This window comes from Streptomyces sp. JLBG701, assembly GCF_058544905.1.
The window spans coordinates 7,006,259-7,024,544 of record NZ_CM178588.1 but is presented as its reverse complement, the minus strand read 5'-3'; the positions used below and the strand labels follow the sequence as shown (position 1 = coordinate 7,024,544).

The window sequence follows — 18,286 nt, the reverse complement described above, 5'->3', positions numbered from 1 at the left end:
GGGGAACTGCGCGACCAGCCACGACGCACCCGCAGCCGCCGAACAACCCGACCCGGCACCCCGTAACGCGCGATGGGCCCGCCCCAACCCACGGAGCGAGCCCACCAACGTTCAGCTGGGTACCGTTCAGCCGGCGAGGATCTCCCGCGCAAGCTTCGCCGTCTCGGTCGGGGTCTTGCCGACCTTGACGCCCGCGGCCTCCAGGGCCTCCTTCTTCGCGGCGGCCGTGCCGGAGGAGCCGGAGACGATGGCGCCGGCGTGGCCCATGGTCTTGCCCTCGGGCGCGGTGAAGCCGGCGACGTAGCCGACGACCGGCTTCGTCACGTTCTTCGCGATGAAGTCCGCCGCACGCTCCTCGGCGTCGCCGCCGATCTCGCCGATCATCACGATCAGGTCGGTGTCGGGGTCGGCCTCGAACGCGGCGAGCGCGTCGATGTGCGTGGTGCCGATGACCGGGTCGCCACCGATGCCGACGGCCGACGAGAAGCCGATGTCACGGAGCTCGTACATCATCTGGTACGTCAGCGTGCCGGACTTCGAGACCAGACCGATGCGGCCCGGCTTCGTGATGTCGCCCGGGATGATGCCGGCGTTCGACTGACCCGGGGTGATGAGACCGGGGCAGTTCGGGCCGATGATGCGGGTCTTGTTGCCCTTCGCCTTCGCGTACGCCCAGAAGGCGGCGGAGTCGTGGACCGCGATGCCCTCGGTGATGACGACCGCGAGGGGGATCTCGGCGTCGATCGCCTCGACCACGGCGGCCTTGGAGAAGGCCGGCGGGACGAAGAGGACGGATACGTTGGCGCCCGTCTTCTCGATCGCCTCGGCGACCGTGCCGAAGACCGGGATCTCGGTGCCGTCGACGTCGACCGTCGTGCCCGCCTTGCGCGGGTTGACGCCGCCGACGATGTTGGTGCCGTCGGCGAGCATGAGCTTGGTGTGCTTCATGCCCGTGGAGCCGGTCATGCCCTGGACGATGACCTTGCTGTCCTTGTTGAGGAAGATAGCCATGGCTGTGTCTGTCCCTCTTCCCTTACTTCGCAGCCGCGAGCTCGGCGGCCTTGTCGGCCGCGCCGTCCATGGTGTCCACGCGCTGGACCAGCGGGTGGTTGGCGTCGGAGAGGATCTTGCGACCCAGCTCGGCGTTGTTGCCGTCGAGGCGGACGACGAGGGGCTTGGTGACTTCCTCGCCCCGGTCCGCGAGCAGCTGCAGCGCCTGCACGATGCCGTTGGCGACCTCGTCGCAGGCGGTGATGCCGCCGAAGACGTTGACGAACACCGACTTGACGTCCGGGTCGCCGAGGATGATCTCCAGGCCGTTCGCCATCACGGCCGCGGACGCGCCGCCGCCGATGTCGAGGAAGTTGGCCGGCTTCACGCCACCGTGGGCCTCACCGGCGTACGCGACGACGTCCAGGGTGCTCATGACGAGACCCGCGCCGTTGCCGATGATGCCGACCTCGCCGTCGAGCTTGACGTAGTTGAGGTTCTTGGCCTTGGCGGCGGCCTCAAGCGGGTTGGCGGAGTCGTGGTCGATCAGCGCCTCGTGGTCCGGCTGGCGGAACTCGGCGTTCTCGTCCAGCGAGACCTTGCCGTCGAGGGCGATGACCTTGCCGGAGGCGACCTTCGCGAGGGGGTTGACCTCGACGAGGAGGGCGTCCTCCTTGATGAAGGTGTCCCACAGCGTCACGAGGATCTCGGCGACCTGCTCGGCGACGTCGGCCGGGAACTTCGCCTGGGCGACGATCTCGCGGGCCTTCTCGATCGAGACGCCCTCGTTGGCGTCGACCGGGACCTTCGCGAGGGCGTCGGGGTTCTCCTCCGCGACGACCTCGATCTCCACGCCGCCCTGGACGGACGCCATGGCGAGGAAGGTGCGGTTGGTGCGGTCGAGGAGGTACGAGACGTAGTACTCCTCGACGATCTCGGGCGCGGTCTCGGCGATCATCACCTTGTGGACCGTGTGGCCCTTGATGTCCATGCCGAGGATGTCCGTCGCACGCGCGACGGCCTCGTCCGGGGTGGCGGCGAGCTTCACGCCACCGGCCTTGCCACGGCCGCCGACCTTCACCTGGGCCTTGACGACGGACTTGCCACCGAGACGCTCAGTGGCTGCGCGGGCCGCCTCAGGCGTGTCGATGACTTCACCGGCCAGCACCGGTACATCGTGCTTGGCGAAGAGGTCCCTCGCCTGATACTCGAACAGGTCCACGCGCTTCCGTCCTCAGTGATCTCGCGGTTCGTTGGATGCGTGGGCGTGCCGCGAAGGGCAACGTGACGTCCGCTGTCACAAGGGAGGCGCACACGGTGTCCGAGCACGCGGCATGTCCGTCTCGCAGGTTATCGCTGCTTTCAGGGGGCCCCTAAATCGAGGGTCACACCTGAGCGGTGATACCTGTCACATGATGCCGCTCTCACTGGCACGGCGTGCCGTCCGAGCAGGGTCTCACCGGGCTGGGGTTGGCCCGGTGAGACCCCTTGAACAGCCCCTAGGGGGCCCGAAGTGGCTGGTCCCCACCCCAATGGGGATCACCCACCCCACCCGCGGGATTTCGGTCGGACAATCCGATGGCTTTCGGCTGTCCGGGGCCTTGGCCCCGCGGAGTCGGTCCTGTGCGCCGCGGCGCCGCACTCATTGCTTGCGTGCGGCTTCCTGTGCGGCGTGAGCGCGGGATCAGACGCTGTACGGGCTGCCGTAGTGCGCGTTCGGCAGGTGGCCCGGGGTGACCGAGTCGACGACGCCCTCGACGCCGGTGACCGCGTGGTCGGCGAGCGGGCCCGCGGTGGCCTGGACGGTGCCGGTCAGGTCCTGCGCGAAGGGCGCGACCTGGCCGACGATGCCCTGGGCGAAGGGGGCCACCTGTCCGGTGACGCCGTACGCGAAGGGAGCGACGTCGCCCACCACGCCGTACGCCAGAGTCGTGACGCTGTCGCCGACGCCCTGGACGACCGGCTGGACGGTCTCGGTGACGAGGTCGACGACGGGCTGCACAGCGCCGGTGACGCCGTACGCGAACTGCGGCACCTCGTCCACGACACCCTGCGCGAGGGGACCCACCTGCCCGGTGACTCCGTACGCCAGCGGCGGTACGGCGCCGACGACACCGCCCGCGAAGGGAGCGACGTCGCCGACGACGCCGTACGCCAGCCCGCCCGCGTCCGCGACGGCCTGCCCGGCGACGGGGACCACGCCGTGCACGACGGTGCCGGCGACGGGCGGCAGTACGGAGTCCACGGCGTCGTCGGCGACCTGGCCGACGAGCCCGGTGGCATAAGGGGGCAGGTCCGCGACGAGCCCCGTGGCGTACGCGGGCACATCCGCGACCACTCCACCGACGACGGGCTGAACGCCCTCGACGACCCCGCCCACGACCGGCTGGACGTCCCCGACCACACCGGCGGCGACCGGCTGCACGCCCTGCACGACGCCGCCCACGACGGGCTGGACATCGGCGACGACCCCGTACGCCAACTCGGTCGCGGCACCGACGGCATGCCCGACGACCGGCACGACACCGCTCACGGCACCCTGGGCCACGGGAACCACCCCGCCGACGACGTGACCGGCGACCGGGCTCACCCCGTCCACGGCGTACGACACCACGGGCACGACTCCGTCGACGACGTTCCCGGCGACGGGCGCCACGCCCGCGACGGCCTGACCGGCGACCGGCACGACACCGTTCACGGCGGAGGTCACCAGGGGCGGGACGACGGCGTCGGCGGTCTCGTCGACGACCTGGGCGACGGTGCCGGGGACGGCGGCCACGGTGCCGAGGGCCTGCTGCTCGACGCCGTTGACGGTGTGGGTGAGGTGGTGGTGGATCCCGGCGACCGTGCCGGTGACGGTGCCGACGACGTGCTGCTGAACGCCGTCCACCGTGCCGGTGATGTGGCTCGGGACGCCTGAGACGGTGGCCTGGGCCGCGGTGGTGACGGTCGTTGCCTGGCCCTGGGCCGTGGTGACCGCGCCCGCGGTACGGGTGTCGATGCCGGCGACCGTGTACTGGGCCGCGCCGGTCACGCCCGCCGCGGTGCGGCCCGCGCCGGCGACCGTGCGCTGAACCTTGGTGCGCACCACGCCGTCGACGCCCTGCGCCTGGGTGCGGGTGGCCGTCTGGACGCCCTGGAGCTTGGTCTGCGCGGCCGCCAGTGCCTGCTCCAGCTCGGGCGCGAACACCGCCAGCGGGCCGAAGAGGTAGTCGATCCCGCCCTGCGGGTCGGTCGTGTCGGAGGTGGTGGCCTCGGCGACGGTCGCGACCGTACCCGTGACGGCATCGGCCTTGGCCTTCGCGGCGCGGGCGGCCTGGGCGCCCCGGATCGCCTGGGCGCCCTTGACCTTGGTCTTGACCGCTGCCGGGACGGTGACGTCGGCATCGACATACCGGCGGGCCTGGTCCGTGGCGTCGACGGAGGCCGCCTTCTTGGCGGAGGCGGCGGTGTCTGTGGCCGTGGAGGTCGCCTTGCCGGCGGTGTCCGCGACGGTCGCCGTCGCACCGTCGGTCACGCTGCCGTCGGTCACACCGGAGACGGTGTCCTGGACGCCGGAGACAACGCCGTCGACCGTGTCGGTGAGCGCGCCGGTGACCGAGTCGAGGGTGTCGGTGACGTCGGCGGTGGCGTCGGTGGTCGTGTCCGAGGCGGAGAGCGACGAGGCGGGCAGTTCGTCGGCGCTGGCGACGGTGGAACCGAGCGCCCATGCGCCGGTGACGCCGGCGGCTATGACTATGGAGCGGCGGATGTTCTTGTTCATGCGTGCGTCAAATCCTTAGGGATTCCGGGACTCGGGAGGGCCGAGCCCCGGGAAGGCTTGGAGACGTTCCGGCGACGGTTCCGTTCGCGGTCCGGAAGCTCGGCAGCCGGGGAGCCGAAAGGGCTCAGGGCCGGCAAGCTGCGGACCAGCGGAATCGGAACGGCCCCGGCGACTTCCGTCCGGGAGGTGAGGGGCGTCCGGACGGGCGGGCAGACCTGTTCCGCCCCCGCGCGGCAGGTCTACGGCGGGGGAAAGGCCGGCTCTAGCCGGGGAAAACGGGAATGTCCCGGAACCTGTCCCGGGTCTCGGCCGCGTCGACGCGCGCGGCACTGCCGGGCACGAGCCTGAGCGGCGCCCGGTCGTTCTGGGTCACGGCGTGTGCGTCGCCGTGCCGCGAGGTACCACTGTCGGCGGCCGGCCTGGTGCCCAGCGAACCGTTCGGGTCACCGCCGGGTGCCTGGTGCACGGGCGCGTACGACGAGGACACGGCACGGTGCCCGGCGCCGTCGGCGCCAGCGGTCCACCCGGCGGCATCACCGGTGAAGCGCGGCCCGTACGTCACGCCCGCCGCCCCGCCGGCCTGTCCGACGGAGTCCTGTCCATCGTCCGACGAGGTCCCCGGCTGCTGGGGCACGGAGGTGACCGGCGCCGGCAACGTCTGCCCCGGCAACACGGGCAGACCCGGAAGCGTGGGCAGGCTGGGGATGGTCGGGAGGGTGGGGAGCGCGGGTATCTCGGGAACGGTCGGAAGCTCGGGAAGCGCGGGCAGAATCGGCAGCGCGGGCAGCGACACGAGCGGCGGCAAGGCCGCCTGCACCTCTGCCAGCCCGGCGTTCACCGTCTCCACGAGGTCCCCGACCGGGTCGACGACATCGCCGTTGACCGGCTTCACGACGCCGTCGTTGATGGGTTCCACGACGTTGTCGTTGATGGGTTCTACGGCGCCGTCATTGACCGGCGCTACGGCGCCCTCGTTGACCGGTTCTACGACGCCGTCGTCGACCGGCTTCACGACACGTTCGTTGACCGTCTCGATGACGTGATCGGCCACCGGGCGCAGGACCTGGTCGGGGGACGGCTTCGGGAGCGGGGGCTTGGCGTCGGCGTCGGCCTCGGAGCCCGCGTCGAGATCCGGGCTCACCACCTGCTCGACGACGCCCCTCAGCAACGACCCGACGCCGTCCGCGGAATCCGACGGCACGACCCCGGACGCCGACGTGGGCGCCGAGGCAGTGGATATGGAGGTGGTCGTGGTCGCCGTACCGTCCGCCGCCTGCGCCTGCCCTCCGCAGAGGAACCCGAGCGCGAACAACCCGCCCACCAACAGCACCACTTGCAGCGCACGCCGCCCAACCGCCGTACGCGTCACGCGTACAGCGGCACCGGGCAGTGCGGCTGACCAGGTCAAGAGGGGGAGCATCTTCCCGTGCGACGGAACGAGTCACGTGTCGGAGCGACGCGGTTCGGGCGAGTTCGGGTGAGCGGGGCGCGTGCGCTCCGCTGACGAGGTCTCGATCCTTGCATGCCACTCCCGAGGTTGCGCAAGCCCCCCGTTACCGATGGGTAGTCATGTCCCCTTTGCTGCCACAGTCATCGGGTAGCCCCTTGTTCGTCATGTGGTGTCCGGTATCGGCAACGGGCGCTTCTCGATCGCCGCCGCCATCACCTCCGGGAAGAGATCGGGTGTGCAGGCGAACGCCGGTGCGTCCAGCGCCGCGAGCGCGGCCGCGTGCTCCCTGTCGTATGCGGGCGCCCCTTCGTCCGACAGCGCGAGCAGCGTCACGAACTGCACCCCCGACGCCTTCATCGCCGCGACCCGCTTGAGCATCTCGTTGCGTATACCCCCCTCATAGAGGTCGCTGATCAGCACGACCACCGTCTCGGCGGGCCGGGTGATCTGCGACTGGCAGTACGCGAGCGCCCGGTTGATGTCCGTACCGCCCCCGAGCTGCGTCCCGAAGAGCACGTCGACGGGGTCGTCGAGCTGGTCGGTGAGATCGACGACCGCCGTGTCGAAGACGACGAGCCGCGTGTTGATCGACCGCATGGACGCCAGCACCGCGCCGAACACGGAGGCGTAGACGACGGATGCCGCCATCGACCCGGACTGGTCGATGCAGAGGATGACCTCCTTCTTGACGGACTGGGAAGCACGCCCATACCCGATGAGCCGCTCCGGCACGATCGTCCGGTACTCCGGCAGGTAGTGCTTGAGGTTGGCCGCGATCGTGCGGTTCCAGTCGATGTCGTGGTGGCGCGGCCGGTTGATACGGGCGCTGCGGTCGAGGGCGCCGGTGAGGGTGGCCCGGGTGCGGGTGGCGAGCCGCTTCTCCAGATCCTCGACGACCTTGCGTACGACGGCCCGTGCCGTCTCCTTCGTCGTCTCCGGCATCGCCTTGTTGAGGGAGAGCAGCGTGCCGACGAGGTGCACGTCGGCCTCCACCGCCTCCAGCATCTCCGGTTCGAGGAGCAGCGCGGAGAGCCCGAGCCGGTCAATGGCGTCCCGCTGCATGACCTGGACGACGGAGGAGGGGAAGTACGTCCGTATGTCCCCGAGCCAGCGCGCGACGGACGGCGCCGACGCCCCGAGCCCCGCCGAACGGTCCTGCCCCGACCGCGGTTTGTCCCCCTTCCCATAGAGCGAGGTCAGCGCCCCGTCCATCGCGGCATCCCGCCCCGACAGCACACACCCGGTACCGTCCGCCGCATGACCCCCGAGCACCAACCGCCACCGCCGGAGCCGCTCTTGTGCCGGGTCGGTCGGCTCCCTAATCACCCGCTCCATCGTCCGCTCCGTCGTCATCCGCGGGCCTCCGTACGCTTCCGGTCCCAGAGCGGGATCACCGGTACGGTCGTCGTTGGCCTGCATTCCACTCGGCGCCCGCGTCCGTCCTTGGCGTCAGCCGCCGTTTCGGCCGCCCTCTCCCCTGGCTTCCTCAGTGCGTCGGTCGTCATCCAGCCACCCCCACAAGGCCGTTGTCGTCAACGTTTTCCTGGCCGTCGCCGTCCAGGCCGAGCAGCAGCCGCACCACCGGCAGTACGGCGTCCGCGCGGTCTCTGTCCAGGTCGGGCGCGAAGCCCGGTATGCCGGAGCCGGCGCCCGCCGTACTCCCCCGCTCCCCCGGCCCGCGCCGCACCAGTTCGCCGAGGGTCCTCCGCACTCCGGGCTCATACGCCGAGAACGTTCGCCGCAGCAACGGCAGTACGTCCGTGAACGCCTCCGTCGGCACCCCGGTCAGCCACGCGTCCACCAGCCCGAGCAGCCGCTCGTCATGCACGAGCAGCATCCCGCCGCCAGAGCCTCCGCCGACGAAGCCCTCGATCCACGCGGCCGCATCAGCGGGCGGCGTCCCCGGCGACAGCACGAGCCCCATGAGCAGGGCCGCCTCGTCCTGCCCCAACTCCCCGTCGTCCAGCAGCAGTCGCACGGCCCGGCCCCGTACGACACCGGGCACGGTGTCCCGCGTGGACAGCACCCGGAGCACGGAATGCCAGCGGGCACGCAGGTCGCCGTGGGCGGGGTGGCCGGTGGGGGCGGTATGGCCGGTGGCGGCCGCCGACTCGGGCGCGGGGCCCGCGTCTCCGTCGTTGCTGTCTGGCGCGGGGATGCCGCCCACGCCAACGGCACCGGCACCGGCACCGGCCGCCAGCAACCCCACCGCGCCGTGCACCGCGTCCACATGCCGGCGCATCTCTTCGGCCGCGTCCGTGTCGAGCGCGGCGCAGGCCGGGGGCAGGCCGACGAAGACGCGTTCGGCCAGGCCCGCGGCGACCTCGGCCAGGGCCGCGGTGTCCGTGCCGCGCACATCGCCGTAGCGCAGGGAACGGACCAGGGCCGGGAGGGCCTGGGCGAGATGGCCGACGTCCGCGTCGAGCGCCGCGCGGTCGGCGAGGATCCGCATCACCACGGGGAGCGCGTCCGGCAGTTCCGCCAGCAGGCACTGCTCGGCGAGCCCGGTGACGTCGGCGAGGTGCCGCGCGGCAACGGCGTCGGCCTCCGCCTTGGCGGTCGCGGCGGCGACGACGGTCGTCCCCCACACACCGGCCTCGGCGACCCGCACCGCCAACTCGGGCTCCCAGCGCAGCCGCCAGGTCTCCCGAAATGTCCCCGTGCTCCCACGCGACGCGGCCACCTCACCCCATCCGACGCCCAGCAGCCGCAGCCGGTGCAGCAACCTGCTGCGTCCGGCGTCGGTCTCTTTGCGCAGATCGAGCTCCAACTCCCGCTCCAGCGCCTCCGGTTTGAGCCGCAGCCGCCGCTGGGCCCGGTCGATGTCCCGCTGCAACGGCACGGCCGGCGCCGCCGCCGGCACCTCCCCCAGCACGTCCCCGACGACCAGCCGGTCCCGCACCAGCGCCAACGGCACGTCCGAGCCCTCGCACATCACGGCCCGCACGGCGTCGGTCGTCTCGCCGAGACCCGGCAGCGGGCGGCCCCGCATCGCGGCGAGCGTCTGCGCCAGCCGCACCGCTTCGATGACATGCGCCGAGGAGACGAGCCGGTCCTCGGCCCGCAACAGCCCCGCCACCTTGGTCATCCACCGCTCGACCGGCCGGTCCGGCGCACCGAACAGATGCCCGTACCACCCCGGCGAATCGATGCCCGCGCCATACCCGCTGACCCGCGACAGTCTGCGATACGTCCACGGCACCCACGTCATGTCCGCCTTGACCTTGGGCAGCCCCTTCAGCAACGCCCGGTCGGCGGCGACGGCGACCTTCTGCCGCAGCGCGGGCACGTGCCAGGCCCCGCACACCACGGCCACCGCGTCCCCGAACTCCCGCTGCGCCGCCCGCATCTGGAGCCGCATGTACGCCTCGCGCACGAGATCCCGGTCGTGCCCGCAGGCCCCGTACGTCTCGCGCAGCGCCCCCATGGCCTCCTCCAGCGCGGTGAACGGCGCGAACGCGTCCCCCTCCCCCACACCCCGGTGCTCGACGACGTCCTCCCACCAGCGCTCGGCATCGTCGTAACCCGCGGCCTCGGCGAGCACGCCGAGCGGATCGACGCGCACGTCGGCGTCGAGGGTCGGCGGGTCCGCCGTATCGCCGTCGGTCGCCCGCCCCTCCTCCTGCCTCTCCCCCTTCTCCCCTTCGGCCTCCTCCTGGCCGTCCCTCCCCCACGCCAGCGTGTGCGTGGCCGGCAGGTCGATGAAGCGGGCCGGGACGTCGTGCTCCAGGGCCCAGCGGATGGCGACCCACTCCGGGGAGAACTCGGCGAGCGGCCAGAACGCCGAGCGGCCGGGCTCGTCCACGGCGTGGGCCAGCAGGGCCACCGGCGGCCGCATGTCCTCGTCGGCGGCCAGCGGAATCAACGCGTCGGCCTCGGGCGGACCCTCGATCAGCACGACCCCCGGCCGGGCCGCCGCGAGCGCCGCCCGCACAGCTCGCGCCGACCCGGGCCCGTGATGACGCACACCGAGCAACAGCGGCGCCGCACCGAAGGCACCGCTCCCGTCCCTGTCAGTACCTGTCACACCGTCCCCCTAGTCCCGCGCATCCCACTCGCCCCCGTCGCAACCGGCCCCAAGTCGAGTCGTCGCCACCCACGCCCCGCTCACGGCGACGCGCGGCAAGCACAGCCCCGCCGACCGCCGGATCCCCGTACCAGGTCCCCCGAAGCCCCCACCCGGTGCCGGTCACGCGCTCACCTCCCGGCAGGCCCGGTAGAAGTCCTTCCAGCCGTCGCGCTCGCGGACGACCGCCTCCAGGTACTCCTGCCAGATGACCCGGTCGGCCGCGGGGTCGCGGACGACGGCGCCGAGGATGCCCGCGGCGACGTCGCTCGGCCGCAGCACGCCGTCGCCGAAGTGGGCGGCCAGCGCCAGCCCGTTGGTGACGACGGAGATGGCCTCGGCGGTGGACAGCGTGCCGCTGGGCGACTTCAGCTTCGTACGGCCGTCGGAGGTGACCCCGTCGCGCAGCTCGCGGAAGACGGTGACGACGCGGCGGATCTCGTCGATGCCGTCGGGCGCGGCCGGCAGGTCCAGGGAGCGGCCGATCTGGTCGACGCGGCGCGAGACGATGTCGACCTCGGCGTCGGCGCTCTCCGGCAGCGGCAGCACCACGGTGTTGAAACGGCGGCGCAGGGCGCTGGAGAGGTCGTTGACCCCGCGGTCGCGGTCGTTGGCCGTGGCGATGAGGTTGAAGCCGCGGACGGCCTGCACCTCCTGCCCCAACTCCGGTATGGGCAGCGTCTTCTCCGACAGGATCGTGATCAGGGTGTCCTGTACGTCGGCCGGGATGCGGGTCAGCTCCTCGACTCGCGCGGTCATCCCCTCCGCCATGGCCCGCATCACCGGGCTGGGCACCAACGCGTCCCTGCTCGGGCCGTGCGCGAGCAGCCGCGCGTAGTTCCACCCGTACCGGATCGCCTCCTCCGGCGTGCCGGCCGTGCCCTGCACGAGCAGGGTCGAGTCGCCGCTCACCGCCGCGGCGAGGTGCTCGGACACCCAGGTCTTGGCGGTGCCGGGCACGCCGAGCAGGAGCAGGGCGCGGTCGGTCGCCAGCGTCGTGACGGCGACCTCGACGATGCGACGCGGTCCCACGTATTTCGGTGTGATCACCGTGCCGTCGGGCAGCGTGCCGCCGAGCAGGTAGGTGGCGACCGCCCACGGCGACAGCTTCCAGCGTGCCGGGCGCGGTCGGTCGTCCTGCGCCGCCAGCGCCGCGAGTTCATCGGCGAAGGCCTGTTCGGCGTGCGGCCGCAGCTCCTCCGCTTCGGGCGCGGACGTGTTCTCGCTCAGGTCGACGGATGTCGGTTCAACGGACACAGGCATGGCTCGGTCCCCCTCCGGTTCGGCCGGTTCGGATCTGGTGTCCACCGTGCACCACGCCACTGACAATCGCTCTGACCTGCACAAATGGTTCGTCCGGACCGATTGTCAGTGGTGGGATCTACCTTCGATGTCATGACTCAGCAGGGGGTGCGCTGGACGGCTGATCAGGTGCTGGCACTGGCGCCTGACGCAGCGTCACGCAAGGCGGGAAGCAAACTCGGGGCGGCCGGGCCGTGGTCCGAGGCGGGCAGTTCTGACGAGGGGACGGTGTGGGGGCTGTGCAAGGGCAGTGGCAGCAAGCCGTATCAGACGGTCATCGACATTGCGGACGCATCCGGTCCGGCGTACAAGTGCAGTTGCCCGAGCCGGAAGTTCCCGTGCAAACACGCACTCGGGCTGCTGCTGCTCTGGGCCGGCGGGGACGGCGCGGTGCCGCGGGGGCAGGCGCCGGACTGGGCGGAGCAGTGGACGGCGGACAGGCGAAAGCGGTCGGAGGAGAAACGGGCGGCGGGGACGCCGGGTTCCCCGTCCGCGTCCGGTGATCCCGAGGCGGCGCGGCGCAGGGCGGAGCGCCGGGCCGAACGGATCACGGCGGGGGCCGTGGAGCTGGAGCAGCGCCTGACGGACCTGCTGCGTGGCGGCCTGGCCACGGCGGAGCAGGCGGGGTACGCACTGTGGGAGGAGACGGCGGCCCGCATGGTCGACGCCCAGGCTCCTGGACTGGCCGCCTGGGTAAGGGAGTTGGGTGCCATCCCGTCCTCGGGCCCGGGCTGGCCGGTGCGTCTGCTGGAGGAGTGCGCGTTGCTCCACCTCCTCGACCAGGGCTGGCTGCGTCGCGAGCTGGTGCCGGACAGCCTGGCGGCGACGGTCCGTTCACGCATCGGCCTGCCCGGCTCGGCGGACGGCCCGCCGATCCGCGATCGCTGGCTAGTCCTCGCCCAGTACGACACGACGGACCCGAAACTGACGACGCGCAGAATCTGGCTGCACGGCGCCGACTCGCACCGCACCGCCCTCCTCCTCTCCTACGGCGCCGCCGGCCGCGCCCCCAAGCTCGCACTGCCGGTCGGCCTGACCCTGGAGGCGGAGGTGTCCGCCTACCCCGGCGGGGGCCAGCTGCGGGCGGCCCTGGGCGAACAGTTCGCCCCACCGACCGCCACACCCGTACGACCGCCAGGAGTCACGACGTCCCAGGCGGCCACCCGCTACGGCGAGGCCCTCCGGGACGACCCCTGGCTGGACTCAGTCCCAGTGACCCTGGACCGCGTCATACCGACCCCCGACGGCGACTCCTGGCAACTGGCGGACGCCGACGAGGATTCGGCACTCCCCCTCACCCCGACGGCACGCGCCCGCCCGGGCCTGTGGCGCCTGGCGGCCCTCTCGGGCGGCGCCCCCGTCAAGGTCTTCGGCGAGTGCGGCCACCGCGGTTTCACCCCACTGACGGCCTGGCCGGAGGGCCCGGGCGAGGCGGTGCCTCTGTGCTGAGGGCCTGGGCCGCCACCCCCATTCATCCACTCATCCACTCATCCACTCATCCAGAGACCGACGGAAAGGACCTTCATGAACAGGCCCTCCGCTCCAGTCGATTCGCCCCTGGCGGGCGACTGGGAGGCACTGGTCACCGCGGCCCTGCTCGGCACGGACAGGCGGACACCTCCGGGTGCCGCGCCGGGCAGGGAAGCACCGGTGGCGCTGCTGGACGCCGCGGCGGTGGCGACCGTACGCCGCCGGGCGGGACTGCGTCCGGCGCAGGCGGCGCCACGCCCGGAGCCCGCCCCCGAGGACCCGCGCCCCGCGCTGCCCGCGGCGGCGGCCCACAGGCTCGCGATGCTGCTGGCCGACCGCCCCGGCACGGGCAGCGGCGGCCGTAGGGGCACGGCACCGGACCTCATGGAGCTGCTGCCCCAGTGGCTCGCGGCGGCGAACGGCCGTGGCTTCGCGGCGCCTACGCAGTCGCTGCCCGCGCTGCTGGACGCGGCTCGGGGGCGTACGGATCTGCGGGCGGCGGTGCTGGCGTTCGCGGGGCCGCGTGCCCTGTGGCTGGCCCGGCTGAACCCGGACTGGCGGTTCGCTCTGCGCGCGACACCGGGCGGGGGCGCCGCGCTGCCGGACCCGACGGACACCGCCACGACTCAACGGCTGTGGCAGGAAGGCCTGTTCGCGGAACGAGTCGCGCTCCTCACTGCCGTACGCGCCCGCGAGCCCTCGGCGGCACGCGAGCTGCTCGCGACGACCTGGGCGACGGAACGGGCGGAGGACCGCCTGATGTTCCTCGACTCGCTGCGCACGGGCCTGGACGCGGAGGACGAGCCGTTCCTGGAGCAGGCGTTGTCCGACCGGAGCCGCAACGTTCGGGCGACGGCGGCGGAGCTGCTGTCCGCGCTCCCGGGCTCGGCGCTGGCCGCGCGCATGGCGGTCCGGGCCGCGGCCTGCGTGGCCGTCGACCACACCCGGTCCGCACCGGCCCTCACCATCGAGGCACCGCACGAGTGCGACGCGGGCATGGAACGCGACGGCGTGGTGGCCAAGGCCCCGGCGGGCCGTGGTGAACGGTCCTGGTGGTTCGGCCAGTTGGTGGAGGCCACACCACTCACCACCTGGTCACGGCGGTTGGGCGGACGTACACCCCACGAGATCGTGGCACTGCCGGTGACGGACGACTGGCAGAGCGAACTGCACGGCTCATGGTGCCGGGCGGCGGTGCGCCAGCGGGACTCCGACTGGGCCCGCGCCCTCCTCGGCCCACCCTCGGCCCCCGAGGCGGGCGGCCCCGGCGCGGTGTCCCTGGCCGAGCGCGCCAAGCTCCTGGGCATCCTGGCCCCCACCGAACGGGCGGAGTGGGTCGCCGGGTTCATAGCGACACACGGCCTTTCCGAGGCGTTCCAACTGCTCGGCGTCTGCGCGGTGCCGTGGGCTGCGCCGCTGGGGCGGGCGGTCGTGGACGCCCTCAACATCGCGAGGGACGCGGGAAGTTACCCCTGGAGCTTCAGCGGAGTGATGGGCTTGGCGGAGCGCTGCCTTGCCCCGACCGAGGTAAGCCGCCTGGACGCACTCCTGGCGATACCGGACGAAGGGGAGGATGCGTCACCCGGTGCCGGGGGCTATTGGGCGGAGGCGTTTCAGCGGTTGGTCACGACGTTGCGGTTGCGTGCGGCGATGCAGGAGGAATTGGAGGAGGTGCAACTCCCCAACCGTCCGGCGTTTTGAGGAGGATGGACGCCCGCCGCCACCCTCCAGCGCTGGCCGCCACCATCCAGCCCGTCCGGCGTTTGAGGACGAGGCCCTTCGGGCCGAACGGGGGTCTGGGGGCAGAGCCCCCAGCAACGGCACCCCAGCCAACCCGCACCGGAAACCGACCTAAGCCCCTGCCGGCTGACGCACGTTAACCCGTACCCAGTCCACGATCGAAGCCGTAGTCGCCCCGGGCGTGAAGATCTCCGCGACGCCCTTCTCCTTCAGCGGCGCGATGTCCGCCTCGGGAATGATCCCCCCGCCGAACACGAGGATGTCCTCCGCGTCACGCTCCTTGAGCAGCCCGATCACCGCCGCGAAGAGCGTGTTGTGCGCGCCGGAGAGAATAGAGAGCCCGATCGCGTCGGCGTCCTCCTGGATCGCGGTGTCGACGATCTGCTCGGGCGTCTGATGGAGCCCGGTGTAGATGACCTCCATGCCGGCATCGCGCAGCGCCCGCGCGATCACCTTGGCGCCACGGTCGTGACCGTCGAGCCCCGGCTTGGCCACCACCACGCGGATCGGACCGGCTGCCACACCCATCACTGCCTCCATGAAGCGACTACGTCCACTACATCCATCCGTAACGACAAGTACCGCACACATCACGCTACGGAACCTCACACAGCACCGGTCGAGAAAGTGAACGAACGTTATCTCCACCATCCCGCAACCGGCAGTTTCGCGGTACAGACCGAGGGGGAAATCACACGATGGGACAAGTTCACCGCGCAACGTTCCGCGTTCTCGTGACTCAGGGGTCACGGGAGGAACCGCGCAGGAGGAGCCGCAGCGAGGTCTCCGAAGGGCGCATCGTCGGCGCCTTCGTCGCGACTCCCACGAGGGCACACGGGGGACAGAGCCGTCCTCAGCGTGCCGACAGGAGGTCGGCCATGAAGGTCACTCGGGCGATGCTGCCCTTTCTCCCGCTCTGCCAGCGCCTGCTCCCGAGCAGACTGGCCGGACTCCCCCTGACCCTCCTGAAAGCGACCGTGCTGGAGATCGCGATCCTCGCGGGACACCTCCTCCTCTACCCCTCGGGCGTGACCCAGGAAAGCCGCGATCCGAACCCGCCCTCCCCGGGCGCGGACGCCGACGCACAGCTACCGACCGAGACCAAGCCCCCGGTCGTTCTCCTGCACGGCTTCATAGACAACCGCTCGGTCTTCGTCCTGCTGCGCCGTTCCCTCGCCCAGCACGGCAGGCAGCAGGTCGAGTCGCTCAACTACTCTCCGCTGACCTGCGACATACGCACCGCAGCCGAACTGCTGGGCCGGCACATAGAGGAGATCTGCGAGCGCACGGGCAGCAAGGAGGTCGACATAGTCGGGCACAGTCTCGGCGGGCTGATCGCGCGCTACTACGTGCAGCGTCTCGGCGGTGACCTCCGCGTCCGGACCCTGGTGACCCTGGGCACCCCGCACTCCGGCACCCGGGTCGCGCCGCTGGCGGACGCGCACCCGATCGTGCGCCAGATGCGCCCCGGCTCGGAGGTGATCGAGGAGCTGACCCGGCCCGCGCCCGGCTGCCGTACGCAGTTCGTCAGCTTCTGGAGCGACCTCGACCAGCTGATGGACCCGCTGGAGACGGCCTGCGTCGAGCACCCAGACCTGGCCGCGCAGAACGTCCGGGTCAGCGGCATCGGACACCTCGCCCTGCCCGTGCACCCCGCCGTCGCGGCCGGGATACGGCAGGCCCTCGACATGGCACGGCCGGAAACCGGGTCCGCCACCCACACTTCCGCGCACACCGCCACCCGCGCCGGCGGCCTGACAGTGGCGTGACGACGGCCCGTCTAACGGCCCCGAACAGCCACCCCCGACTCGAACACTTCTCGAACAAAAGGCCAAACTCGCGCCCGCAGTCCCCCGAAACACGGCCGAATGCCCGTTTCCTGCGGGCGCGAAACCTGACGAAGATTGTCGCGCCCGCGTACCGCCGGGTACAGTCACCGCACTGCTCTGGCAGCCCCTGTTGTCGAGGCGAAAGAGAAGTTGGTGAACGACCGCCACCCGTCGGGGACGATGACCACCCCGACTCCGGCCTCCGATGCCGCGTCCGCGCACTACGCGCCGTACGGCACCCAGGAAGCCCCCTATGGCGACTTCACCACGTACGACGGCTACTCGGCCAACGGTTTCGACGCGGGCACGGGCACGGGAACACACACCGGCGCCTACGCGACCCCGAGCTTCGACTCCGACCCCCTCTTCGGCAACATGCCGGGCGACGACTACGGCACCGGCTCGTACGACTCCACGACCTGGTCCACGGGCAGTCAACAGACCCTGAACTACGACGCGTACGCGGCCCAGCACCACGCCGCCTACGACACCGGCGCGTACGACACCACCGCCTGGACGGCCGGCCAGCAGCACCTGTCCGTCATCCCGCCGCAGGCCACCGGCGCCGAGCACAGCGGCCAGTGGGACGCGACGACCTGGCTGCAGCCCGACCAGACGAACGCCCCGGCCGACCAGACCCAGCACTGGGGATGGGGCGCGCAGGCCTTCGACACCGGCGCATACGACGCCACGCAGTGGAACTCGGACGGCACAGCCGTAACAGCGCCGGAAGAGTACGAGCACCAGGCCGCCCCCTTCGACCAGCAGGCGACCGCGGCCTTCGAGCATGTCGCGTACGACGAACCCGCCCTGGACGGCGACGAGTTGGACACCGCCGGCGAACTGCCCGGTGCCGCCCCACTCCTCGACGACCAGGAGGAAGCCACCCCGGCCCCGGCGTCACGCGCGGCCTCCCGCAACGGCTCCCGCTCCCGGCGCCGTACGCCCCCCAAGCGCTCCGCGCTACTGACCATCGCCGTGCCCTCGGCCTGTGTGATGGGCGTCGCCGGGATCGCGGCCGCCTCCGCGGGCAGCTTTAGCGGCGACAGCCAGGAGACGACGACTTCCGCGTCGGACGGCACCGCGGTGAAACCGTCCGCCGCCAACAACAAGCTGGACACCCAGCTCGAAAGCCTCTCGGCCGGCGCCGACGACTTCGCCGACCGGGCCAGTCGTACGCAGGAGCGCATCGACCTCAAGGCCGAGCAGGAGGCCGAGAAGAAGAAGGCGGCGGCGGAGGCGGCCCGCAAGGAGCGGCTGCGCCCCAAGTACGCCCTGCCGGTCGCGCAGAGGGGGCTCAGCGCCTACTTCGGCCAGGCCGGCGTCAACTGGATGTCCGTCCACACCGGCATCGACTTCCCGGTGTCGTACGGGACGACGGTGATGGCCGCGACCGACGGCACCGTCCGTACGCAGTGGAACAGCTCCTACGGCAACATGATGATCGTGACCGCGAAGGACGGCACGGAGACGTGGTACTGCCACCTCTCCAGCTACCGCGTCGCCTCCGGTACGACCGTGAAGGCCGGCGACCCGATCGCGTACTCCGGGAACTCCGGCAACTCGACCGGCCCGCACCTCCACTTCGAGGTACGGCCGGCCGGCGGCTCGGCGATCGACCCGCTCCCGTGGCTGCGCAGCCACGGGCTCGACCCGACGTAGGCGCCGGACTCCCG

General features: G+C 71.8%; 12 protein-coding genes. 4 read left to right on the top strand and 8 right to left on the bottom strand.

Translation table 11 applies throughout. The features are described from left to right. Window positions 1-126: 126 nt before the first annotated feature. The 7 genes from sucD to AC5DRG_RS32595 all read right to left on the bottom strand — a co-directional run bounded on the left by sucD (window position 127) and on the right by AC5DRG_RS32595 (window position 11,532). On the bottom strand, window positions 127-1,011 hold the full coding sequence (gene sucD / locus AC5DRG_RS32625; RefSeq protein ID WP_491803062.1) for a succinate--CoA ligase subunit alpha: 885 nt from the start codon (window positions 1,009-1,011) through the stop codon (window positions 127-129). A 22-nt stretch (window positions 1,012-1,033) separates the two neighbouring features. After that, complete coding sequence (sucC, locus tag AC5DRG_RS32620; protein WP_491803061.1) at window positions 1,034-2,212, bottom strand: ADP-forming succinate--CoA ligase subunit beta; 1,179 nt, start codon at window positions 2,210-2,212, stop codon at window positions 1,034-1,036. Between the two features lie 462 nt (window positions 2,213-2,674). Then, window positions 2,675-4,753 carry a hypothetical protein gene (locus tag AC5DRG_RS32615; protein WP_491803060.1) on the bottom strand — a complete coding sequence of 693 codons (2,079 nt, stop codon included), beginning with the start codon at window positions 4,751-4,753 and terminating at the stop codon, window positions 2,675-2,677. Window positions 4,754-5,015: 262 nt separating this feature from the next. Continuing rightward, window positions 5,016-6,161, bottom strand: coding sequence for a hypothetical protein (locus tag AC5DRG_RS32610; RefSeq protein WP_491803059.1), 1,146 nt, complete (start codon window positions 6,159-6,161; stop codon window positions 5,016-5,018). 204 nt (window positions 6,162-6,365) lie between these two features. Then, window positions 6,366-7,556 (bottom strand): VWA domain-containing protein, encoded by a 1,191-nt coding sequence (locus tag AC5DRG_RS32605; RefSeq protein WP_491803057.1) that lies wholly within the window; start codon window positions 7,554-7,556, stop codon window positions 6,366-6,368. 148 nt (window positions 7,557-7,704) lie between these two features. Beyond that, on the bottom strand, window positions 7,705-10,230 hold the full coding sequence (locus tag AC5DRG_RS32600; RefSeq protein ID WP_491803056.1) for a DUF5682 family protein: 2,526 nt from the start codon (window positions 10,228-10,230) through the stop codon (window positions 7,705-7,707). A gap of 162 nt (window positions 10,231-10,392) precedes the next feature. Next, on the bottom strand, window positions 10,393-11,532 hold the full coding sequence (locus tag AC5DRG_RS32595; protein ID WP_491803054.1) for an ATP-binding protein: 1,140 nt from the start codon (window positions 11,530-11,532) through the stop codon (window positions 10,393-10,395). Between the two features lie 132 nt (window positions 11,533-11,664). Between AC5DRG_RS32595 and AC5DRG_RS32590 the strand changes: the two genes are divergently transcribed. Both AC5DRG_RS32590 and AC5DRG_RS32585 read left to right on the top strand, forming a co-directional pair. Then, window positions 11,665-13,020, top strand: coding sequence for an SWIM zinc finger family protein (locus AC5DRG_RS32590; RefSeq protein WP_491803052.1), 1,356 nt, complete (start codon window positions 11,665-11,667; stop codon window positions 13,018-13,020). Between the two features lie 75 nt (window positions 13,021-13,095). Further along, window positions 13,096-14,742 carry a DUF5691 domain-containing protein gene (locus AC5DRG_RS32585; RefSeq protein ID WP_491803051.1) on the top strand — a complete coding sequence of 549 codons (1,647 nt, stop codon included), beginning with the start codon at window positions 13,096-13,098 and terminating at the stop codon, window positions 14,740-14,742. 150 nt (window positions 14,743-14,892) lie between these two features. On the opposite strand, the gene icmB is transcribed toward AC5DRG_RS32585, so the two are convergent. After that, window positions 14,893-15,309, bottom strand: a complete 417-nt coding sequence (gene icmB, locus AC5DRG_RS32580) for a coenzyme B12-dependent isobutyryl CoA mutase small subunit (RefSeq protein ID WP_491803050.1) — start codon at window positions 15,307-15,309, stop codon at window positions 14,893-14,895. Window positions 15,310-15,659: 350 nt separating this feature from the next. Between icmB and AC5DRG_RS32575 the strand changes: the two genes are divergently transcribed. Beyond that, window positions 15,660-16,550: a lipase family alpha/beta hydrolase gene (locus AC5DRG_RS32575; RefSeq protein WP_491803049.1), complete on the top strand. Its 891-nt coding sequence runs from the start codon at window positions 15,660-15,662 to the stop codon at window positions 16,548-16,550. Window positions 16,551-16,763: 213 nt separating this feature from the next. Then, on the top strand, window positions 16,764-18,272 hold the full coding sequence (locus AC5DRG_RS32570; RefSeq protein WP_491803048.1) for a M23 family metallopeptidase: 1,509 nt from the start codon (window positions 16,764-16,766) through the stop codon (window positions 18,270-18,272). The last annotated feature ends 14 nt before the right edge of the window (window positions 18,273-18,286 follow it).

What these genes read in the sequence shown, in the direction of transcription:
- AC5DRG_RS32575 (WP_491803049.1), top strand. Translation starts at nt 15,660, where the DNA reads ATGAAGGTCACTCGGGCGATGCTGCCCTTTCTCCCGCTCTGCCAGCGC.
- AC5DRG_RS32615 (WP_491803060.1), bottom strand. Translation starts at nt 4,753, where the DNA reads ATGAACAAGAACATCCGCCGCTCCATAGTCATAGCCGCCGGCGTCACC.
- AC5DRG_RS32590 (WP_491803052.1), top strand. Translation starts at nt 11,665, where the DNA reads ATGACTCAGCAGGGGGTGCGCTGGACGGCTGATCAGGTGCTGGCACTG.
- AC5DRG_RS32595 (WP_491803054.1), bottom strand. Translation starts at nt 11,532, where the DNA reads ATGCCTGTGTCCGTTGAACCGACATCCGTCGACCTGAGCGAGAACACG.
- AC5DRG_RS32605 (WP_491803057.1), bottom strand. Translation starts at nt 7,556, where the DNA reads ATGACGACGGAGCGGACGATGGAGCGGGTGATTAGGGAGCCGACCGAC.
- icmB (WP_491803050.1), bottom strand. Translation starts at nt 15,309, where the DNA reads ATGGGTGTGGCAGCCGGTCCGATCCGCGTGGTGGTGGCCAAGCCGGGG.
- sucD (WP_491803062.1), bottom strand. Translation starts at nt 1,011, where the DNA reads ATGGCTATCTTCCTCAACAAGGACAGCAAGGTCATCGTCCAGGGCATG.
- AC5DRG_RS32585 (WP_491803051.1), top strand. Translation starts at nt 13,096, where the DNA reads ATGAACAGGCCCTCCGCTCCAGTCGATTCGCCCCTGGCGGGCGACTGG.